General features: G+C 35.1%; 5 protein-coding genes and 1 pseudogene. 1 reads left to right on the top strand and 5 read right to left on the bottom strand.

Features of this window, described 5'->3' with window-relative positions; genetic code table 11:
- Positions 1 to 247 precede the first annotated feature (247 nt).
- The 3 genes and pseudogenes from C7Y47_RS24380 to C7Y47_RS24370 all read right to left on the bottom strand — a co-directional run bounded on the left by C7Y47_RS24380 (position 248) and on the right by C7Y47_RS24370 (position 3,684).
- Positions 248 to 1,193 (bottom strand): annotated as a pseudogene (locus C7Y47_RS24380) (HD domain-containing protein).
- The gene (locus C7Y47_RS24375) at positions 1,190 to 1,825 is read right to left on the bottom strand and encodes a class I SAM-dependent methyltransferase (protein ID WP_142511111.1); all 636 of its coding nucleotides are present in this window, start codon (positions 1,823 to 1,825) and stop codon (positions 1,190 to 1,192) included. Before C7Y47_RS24375 ends, C7Y47_RS24380 begins: the two are co-directional and overlap by 4 nt.
- A gap of 65 nt (positions 1,826 to 1,890) precedes the next feature.
- Positions 1,891 to 3,684, bottom strand: coding sequence for a S9 family peptidase (locus tag C7Y47_RS24370; protein ID WP_142511110.1), 1,794 nt, complete (start codon positions 3,682 to 3,684; stop codon positions 1,891 to 1,893).
- A 432-nt stretch (positions 3,685 to 4,116) separates the two neighbouring features.
- On the opposite strand from C7Y47_RS24370, the gene C7Y47_RS24365 reads away from it, so the two are divergent.
- Entirely contained in the window at positions 4,117 to 4,767 is a 651-nt protein-coding gene (locus tag C7Y47_RS24365; RefSeq protein ID WP_142511109.1) for a FusB/FusC family EF-G-binding protein, read from the top strand.
- Between the two features lie 48 nt (positions 4,768 to 4,815).
- Here C7Y47_RS24365 and C7Y47_RS24360 read toward each other — a convergent pair whose 3' ends face one another.
- Both C7Y47_RS24360 and C7Y47_RS24355 read right to left on the bottom strand, forming a co-directional pair.
- A complete protein-coding gene (locus tag C7Y47_RS24360; RefSeq protein WP_142511108.1) occupies positions 4,816 to 6,087 on the bottom strand; it encodes an oligosaccharide repeat unit polymerase in 1,272 nt (423 codons plus the stop codon).
- A gap of 291 nt (positions 6,088 to 6,378) precedes the next feature.
- Positions 6,379 to 6,879: a hypothetical protein gene (locus C7Y47_RS24355; RefSeq protein WP_142511107.1), complete on the bottom strand. Its 501-nt coding sequence runs from the start codon at positions 6,877 to 6,879 to the stop codon at positions 6,379 to 6,381.
- Between the last annotated feature and the right edge of the window lie 442 nt (positions 6,880 to 7,321).

Here is a 7,321-nt window from a genome sequence, read left to right as displayed (position 1 = left end):
CCTGCAAAATACAGACAGCAGCTTCAAAAAGTTGCCTAGCTTTTTTTCAAAATGTCCTTTACAAAGGGTACACTTCAAATAAACATAGGCTTTTTCTTTGTATAAGTACTGTAAGTGGTGTACCGACTACATAAAAAAGAATAAACATGTATCAACCCTTTCAAAGCTGTTTGCATAAAAGCGAAGGGGCTGTCTACTGACACCCCCTTCCTTGTTCTACCGAAAAAGTGCTAATTTATCGATATACTCATATAATTTTCACAAACACACCCTGTTGAAATTTTTCTTCAGCAGCAACATTCATTTTTCTAACATCTTCAGATAATTCGCTTGCCTTTATTAATCGATTCTTATGGTAAAGCAAAGGATTGATATGTCTAGTTTTATTCTTTTGCTGAATATCAAAATCTGTTTGATCCACCCTCACTTTGACATTAGGATGAAGCTGTTTTAAAAGGCCCTGTACTTGCCTATCATTTGAGGATTTCAACAATACAATTAGTTCTCATCTTCCTTAAGAAAATCAGCGAGTGTAATAATCTTTTTATCTAATGCTAACTTTAACGTTTGTGAAAATTTATGATAAGCATAAATATTTAACGGATTCATAAAGAAATCAAGTACTTCTTGATAATATGTTTTCACAAACCATTCTGCACTTTTGATACTTTTAAGACACATCTTTCCTTGATAAATGATACTATCATCTAAAAATTTTTGTATTTCTTCAAATGAGGCTTTCCCATATGTGTACATATCTCTTAAAGTATAATCTACCCGATCTGCACATAAATCAGGAGCTGGTTGTTCGAGTAAATGCCAAGTCGCAGCATTTAAAAGTAGAGATTCATAATCAAGGTTATTCTTTTTAAGAATAATAGGAATTTCTGATTTATGAATAACCTCTTTAAATATTTCTTCATGATAGTCTTCAGCTTCATTTTCAAGGACGAAATCAATAACATGCGAAACATCGTGCAATAAACCTGCAATCTGCTCCTCTAAAGAGCCACCTAACTATTTAATTAACAGCATGACACCAACTGAATGCTCATAACGCGTTACATTCCATTGGCTATTTACAAGATAACTTGCCCCACCTTGATGAATCCCCTTCAATCTTTGCATCGGCTTACTAACACATCATCTATTTCGAATTCACCATATAAATAATCATGTAAGCATCTTCCTATGCAAAATTCGAAAGTACAAAAACTCCACCACAATGCGAGATTGGATAAAATTCTAATTGGCATACTCCGTTTAATAAGGCGCTAATTTCCTCATGGACAAAATAAAATTCATCATCATCCCAATAATCAATACTGTCTTGACGACATTTTTCAAGCTGCTTTCTTGATTCAAACGCGATATCGCCAATAAAAATTTTGCCTGCAGGTGTTAGTTGCTGCAATAATGCTGTAATGTAGTGCACTTTCATTTCATCGGTAAAATGATGAAGCGCGTAGGTGCTAATAATGGCGTCATATTTTTGACGAAGGAGCTTTAATGGCAGCCCTTCTGATAAATCCCACTCCATTAAGTTTGCATCAGGCATTTTTTCTTTGGCGATTTCGATCATTTTCGAGGAGAAATCGAGTCCATTGATAGTATGACCGTTATCATAAAGCTTTACCGTTAATACCCCTGTCCCAAATCCAATGTCTAATACAGTTGATTTTGGAATGGACATGACCTCGTTAAAAATCATATTTAATACTGCTTTATATCCTGCAAATGGATATTGATGGCTTTCTTCACTTAGCTGAACTGTTTTATCATAACCATCAGCCCATAAATTAAATCCTTGTTGTTTTAGTAGCATAATAGTCCTCCTATGTTTTCCGTCGATTACGAGTTTGATAGTGGAATAAATTAAAAAGTCCCCGTTTATAAATCGATATGTGTATTAAAGAATTCGAGTATTTTCTCATACACGTAAATTTCATTCGCCTTTTTCGTGAATCCATGACCCTCATCTTCTAGCACAATATATTCCACTTCTCGCCCCTTGTCTTTTAAAGCAGCAACGATTTGGTCAGATTCCTTTTGCACAACACGTGGATCGTTCGCCCCTTGAATGACTAACATAGGTTTCGTCATACCATCTAAATACGTAATTGGCGAATCGGCTGTTAATCTTTCCTTGTCTTTCTCTGGATCTCCTATCCATTGCTTCATATATGGTGCCCAAAAATCCGGAACAGACTCAATAAATGAAAACAGATTACTTGGGCCAAAAATATCGACAACTGCTTTAAAGTAATCTGCATGGCGACCATGTAATAGCAGTGCCATATAGCCACCATAGCTGCCACCTAAAAGCAGCATTTTATCGCGATTAGCATAGCCCTTCTCAATAAGCCAATCAATCCCAGCAGTATTATCAAGACGTGGGCCATGACCCCAATCGCCCTCAACCTTTTTCTTAAAGTCTAGGCCATAGTTCGATGAGCCTCTAAAATTCGGTGCAAAAATAGAGTATCCCTGGGTAACAAGAAATTGGAACATCGGTCGAAATGATTTGCGTTCAATTGATTGTGGACCACCATGTGGCCATAAAATAACATGACCATTCGAATTTTCTTCCTTCGCCTTGAACAAGAGTGCCTCAATTTCCAAACCATCAAACGATGGATAACGAAGCACTTCAGGTTCTACCAAATCTTCTTCTCGAACACCCGGTACTCTATAGTGAGTTACCTCTAACCATGAACTTCCCATTTCCTTTGAAACAAAAATATTATTTGGCTTCGTAGCCGATTTTCCAAGCAAATATAAATGTCCGCTTGGCATAATAACCATTTTCTCAATAATATCAACAGGTGTTTCGAGTTTTTCATTTTTTCCATCTACAATTGTATAACGATAAAGGCGATCCTCTACACCATAGGAACCGACAATATATAGTGCGTGCTCTTCTTTTGAATAATAAATACTTGTAAAGTTATCTTTTTCTAATTGAAGCAACTTTGTAAATTGTTTCGACTGAATATCGAACTTTGCTAAATAGCTAAAATCTTCATCGTAATCTGTTAAAAAATAAATTTCCATTTCAGAAGTATACACAACATCGGAAACTGTATGCTGCTTATCCGTTAATGGCGTGAGCAATACTTCCTCACCATCAATTTGTACATATGCTAAGGAATGCGTATTTCCAAACTGTTTAATATAAACAAATGATTTTTCCTCTGGGCTAACTGTAGCGATAAAAGTAGGTGCATCACTACCCTCAATCAGTGACTTTTCTTCTTCACTCTTAATATCATAAACTAAACTATTTAAATACGTTGAATTTCCAGCTGTAGTTGAATAATAAAGATGTCTACCATCCTCAGTCAAATGTGCGTAGAAATGACGTTCTCCCTCTTTATAGCGAATTGGTACAAGGCTTCCTCCCTCAGGTGAAATTGCATAAATTTGACTATTTTCATCACCATCTTTATCAAAACCAACTAAAAGGAATTCACCTGTTTTCGAATATTTAATAAAATCCGAAGTTTGATTATGAAAAGTCATTTGATATGGAAATTTTTTCTCTAAATCCATTCCCCAAAGATTAAAATATCCATTAAAATTCGTACTTAATACCATCTGCTTTTCATTAGGACTAATCGCAAAATCACTTACCGTTAAATTTTGCAAAAAATGCTTTGTGTTCATCTTTTCAAACTGAATCATAGACGTTCCTCTTTTCTTAAAAATATTCTCTTGTAACAGTACTTTTTAAAAAGGTTTCCATCCCTTTTCCAGTGATAACGTCTTAGACCGCATCCAAATCAACTTATCGGACGCCCCTAGGAAAGCAACTAGCCTTGATGGGAATCAATCCCATGACGTGATGGAAATCCCAATAAGTATAATTATACCATTTATTTTAAGATTGATATCTGAATATTTCAACTTCATATTTTACCAAAAAAATGTTATAATAAAACTAGTTTTCTTTTCAAGGAGGAATCGAAATGGATGCATTCTTTTGTAATGCTTGCTCTAGACCAAACACATTACAGGTCAAAGAGGTCTAGAAAAGTTAACCCAAATAACATAATTGAATGATCTCTTTAGGCCATAAACCTTTATGAAAAGCCTACAATACAGGAGTGAATTCAAATGGAAAAACCAACAATCCAACCGTTTTTAACGGTCGCAAACTATCATTTACTTGAGCAGCAAATAAATAAAATCATACTAACACTTGCTACGACGAAAGATAAGGACGTCATCCTTGCCGTACACGGTATCGTTGAAAGCGAGATCACAACAAAATTAGCGCTGTCCGCTGAGCAAGCTGAGTTGATTGAACAGCTTTTTGAAGTGACGAATCGTACACAAGGTGATGAGTATATAGAGCAATTAAAACCATACGTCATCCCATTCAAAGCAGTCACTGCCAGTACACTGAAAAGCCTTTTTAAAAAGGAAAAAAAGCTAAAACTACCGAAGCTTGAAGAAATGGATTTTCAGGAGATTTGTTATTTAGCTTGGGATGATCCAGGAACACATCGAAAATACGTTTTGCTAGAACAAGATGACAAGCTAAAATCGATTAAAGGTACATTCTCTAATAATACAATTCGTGGAATATGTGCAATATGTAATCGCCATTCCGATGTTGGCCTATTTACTACATCTGTAAAAGGGCAAACCGTTGGAACGTTCACGAATTATAGTAATTATATTTGCGCAGATAGCCAATCATGCAATCGGCATGTTACGGATATTGAAAAAACAAAAGCATTTTTCGAGCGCATCACTCAATAAAAAGAAGCCTTCTCCATTGCGGGAAGGCTTTTTAGATAATTTTTATCATTAATAACGAAGCTGATTTTGATCCACTTTTATAATCGACGATGCAATGATAACAAAACCAAGCATTAAAACAAAGATTAAATCAAGTAAACCTGTATGCATCGACACCGTAAATACCGTAACCGTAAATGCATAGGCGACAGAATGGAAACTACGAATGCCTTCCTGCTTCACTTTATTATAAAGAAGCGAAATTAAAGCACCGTATAAAAAGAAACCAATTGCTACTAATAAATAGCCCCCATCTAAAAATAATTGACCGATAAAGGTTGGTGTAGTTGTACGATTTCCACGTGTAATAACCTTACCCTTCTCTATACTCACGGAATTGACAACCTCCGTGACCATCATGCGAGGTGAAATTTGCTTACCAGGTAATATCGTACTAAAGATACCTTTATGGACTTCACCGTTTAAATAACCGTTCTCCTGCGTATACTCAATAATTGTACTTAACACAATATGGCCTGTTACACTTTCTTCATTTAATGCACGCACCCATAACGGCGTTTGGTTTACCTTTTGTTCAGCCGTTAACAGCTGGTCTCTTGCCTCTTCCGTTAGCTCCACATCAGGCTGATCTCTTCTATTAAATTCTAATGACTGGTCCTCCGTTAACACACGAATAAAACTAAACATAGAAAAAGCTACACCAATAACTAATAGCGTTGTTAAAAACCACGCCAATTTCACTCGTTTTACTACATAGTGGATAATGATAATCCCTGTAAATAGGATAATAATTAATGGCGTTCGATAGGCAACTAACACAAATAAAAAAATGATAAATGCATAGATAGAACCGTAGATAAACCCTTTCTTCCACGTCATATGCTTTTCTAAAATCATTTTATAGGATAGTAGCAATAACACTCCAAACCATAATAATTGACTAAAGAAGTTCAGCTTTGGATTTAAATTTCGGCGATTTGATTCATCCGAAATACCAAGTCCGCTTCCAAAAACCATCAAAAGGTACGAGCATAAACCAAGTAACGTAAGAAACACGATAAAATGAATCACATATTTGCCTAAAAACGACAGACCAAATGAAGGAATTGTCCATTTCATCTTGTCTATAACGTAAACACCTATGTAATAACAAATAACTGCTAAAATGACTGCGGGCCAAATAGAAACATGTAAATTGAACATTTCAAATCTATGCCAATCAAACATGCTCGTGAAGAAATATAGCAGTAAAATAAACGGTAAAAAGAAATACGGTGAAAACGTATCGATTTTATTTAATTTTCTTAAAAATTGTTTCATATCATTTCACACCACAAGATGCTTTCTCCCTATACTTTATATTAATTTCCATGTAAAACAAGAATAGTATATCATATTAACAGATTATTTTATATATTCACTCACTATTTTTGTTAATAATTTGAAAGTAATCAAGAAACGTATCGAATTATGAAAAGCCTAATAAGTGTTTTCTGTCTTCGTGGTTCGGGATACTGCTGAGCGCACGAAAAAATCAATAGCTATTACTATCAAAAATGAAAACGAGTCAGTGCTTTTATGCTGCCTGTACTCGTTTAAAGGTTTTATAATTTAATTTCCGAGAAGCATAACTTTCATATCACCGAAATGGAATACCATGGAAGGATCTGCAACAGAAAGACCAGGATTTGTAGGACTAGAAAGGCCTGATCCACCAACCACTTCGATTTCAAGTCTTCCACGTAAAGGGCGCTCTCCTACTAAATAATCGCCTGTAGATTTAACATGAAGAATCCCATTTACAATCGAACTAATATCAAATTCCAATCGAGTACAACTCCTTGGAGGTATAACAGTTGACGGAAGACCTTCTAGAAAAGGTTTTTCATTCTCATTCGTTATAAAAGGAAGTGATATTCCTTTCATTGAAAGCTGTAAAGAAGGACAATATTCAATCACAACATCAGCCTCTAATGGTTTGCTTGTAGGGTTTTTTATCAGAATCACAAGTCGATTATTAGGCTGTCCAACTGCAGCATCCAATGGAACAAGAAATGGCCCTGTAGTAATCGTATACTTTCTATTTTGACATGGTGATGTTTGATTTGACAAAGTTTCACCTCCTAATAAAAAGAAATTACTTTCTGTGTATCTTATTAAAATACAAAAACAATTGTATAGACGGTTGTAGAAAGAATTCCACTTTATTTTTGATTGTAAATGTAGTGGTTGGGCGGCAAGCTATTTCCCTGTTAAAAACCATACAATTCATTTAAACCAAACTATTAAAAAGATGAAGTACACGTACCTTTTTTAATAGATGAAATCTATAATCTTGAGGTACTTTCTGGGGTACATACTTTTTTCTGCTTTCCCTTATTATAATGCTAGCTGAATACAACAACTTAACATCACACTATAAACGTTTATATACAAGTGTTTATAAACGACGGATTGTAATATTAAGTGCAACACCCAGAAGTCAATATAAAGGAAGCCCATAACGACCTCGTGTAGAATGTAGTTACCACACCAACATTCAAACGGAGGAATC

The sequence above is a fragment of the Lysinibacillus sphaericus genome, assembly GCF_006864135.1.
GTDB lineage: Bacteria > Bacillota > Bacilli > Bacillales_A > Planococcaceae > Lysinibacillus.
This window is presented reverse-complemented; position numbering and strand designations above follow the sequence as displayed.

Bases quoted from the DNA above. Each gene is read 5' to 3' on its own strand.
- C7Y47_RS24375 (WP_142511111.1), bottom strand. From the start codon at position 1,825: ATGCTACTAAAACAACAAGGATTTAATTTATGGGCTGATGGTTATGAT.
- C7Y47_RS24370 (WP_142511110.1), bottom strand. From the start codon at position 3,684: ATGATTCAGTTTGAAAAGATGAACACAAAGCATTTTTTGCAAAATTTA.
- C7Y47_RS24365 (WP_142511109.1), top strand. From the start codon at position 4,117: ATGGAAAAACCAACAATCCAACCGTTTTTAACGGTCGCAAACTATCAT.
- C7Y47_RS24360 (WP_142511108.1), bottom strand. From the start codon at position 6,087: ATGAAACAATTTTTAAGAAAATTAAATAAAATCGATACGTTTTCACCG.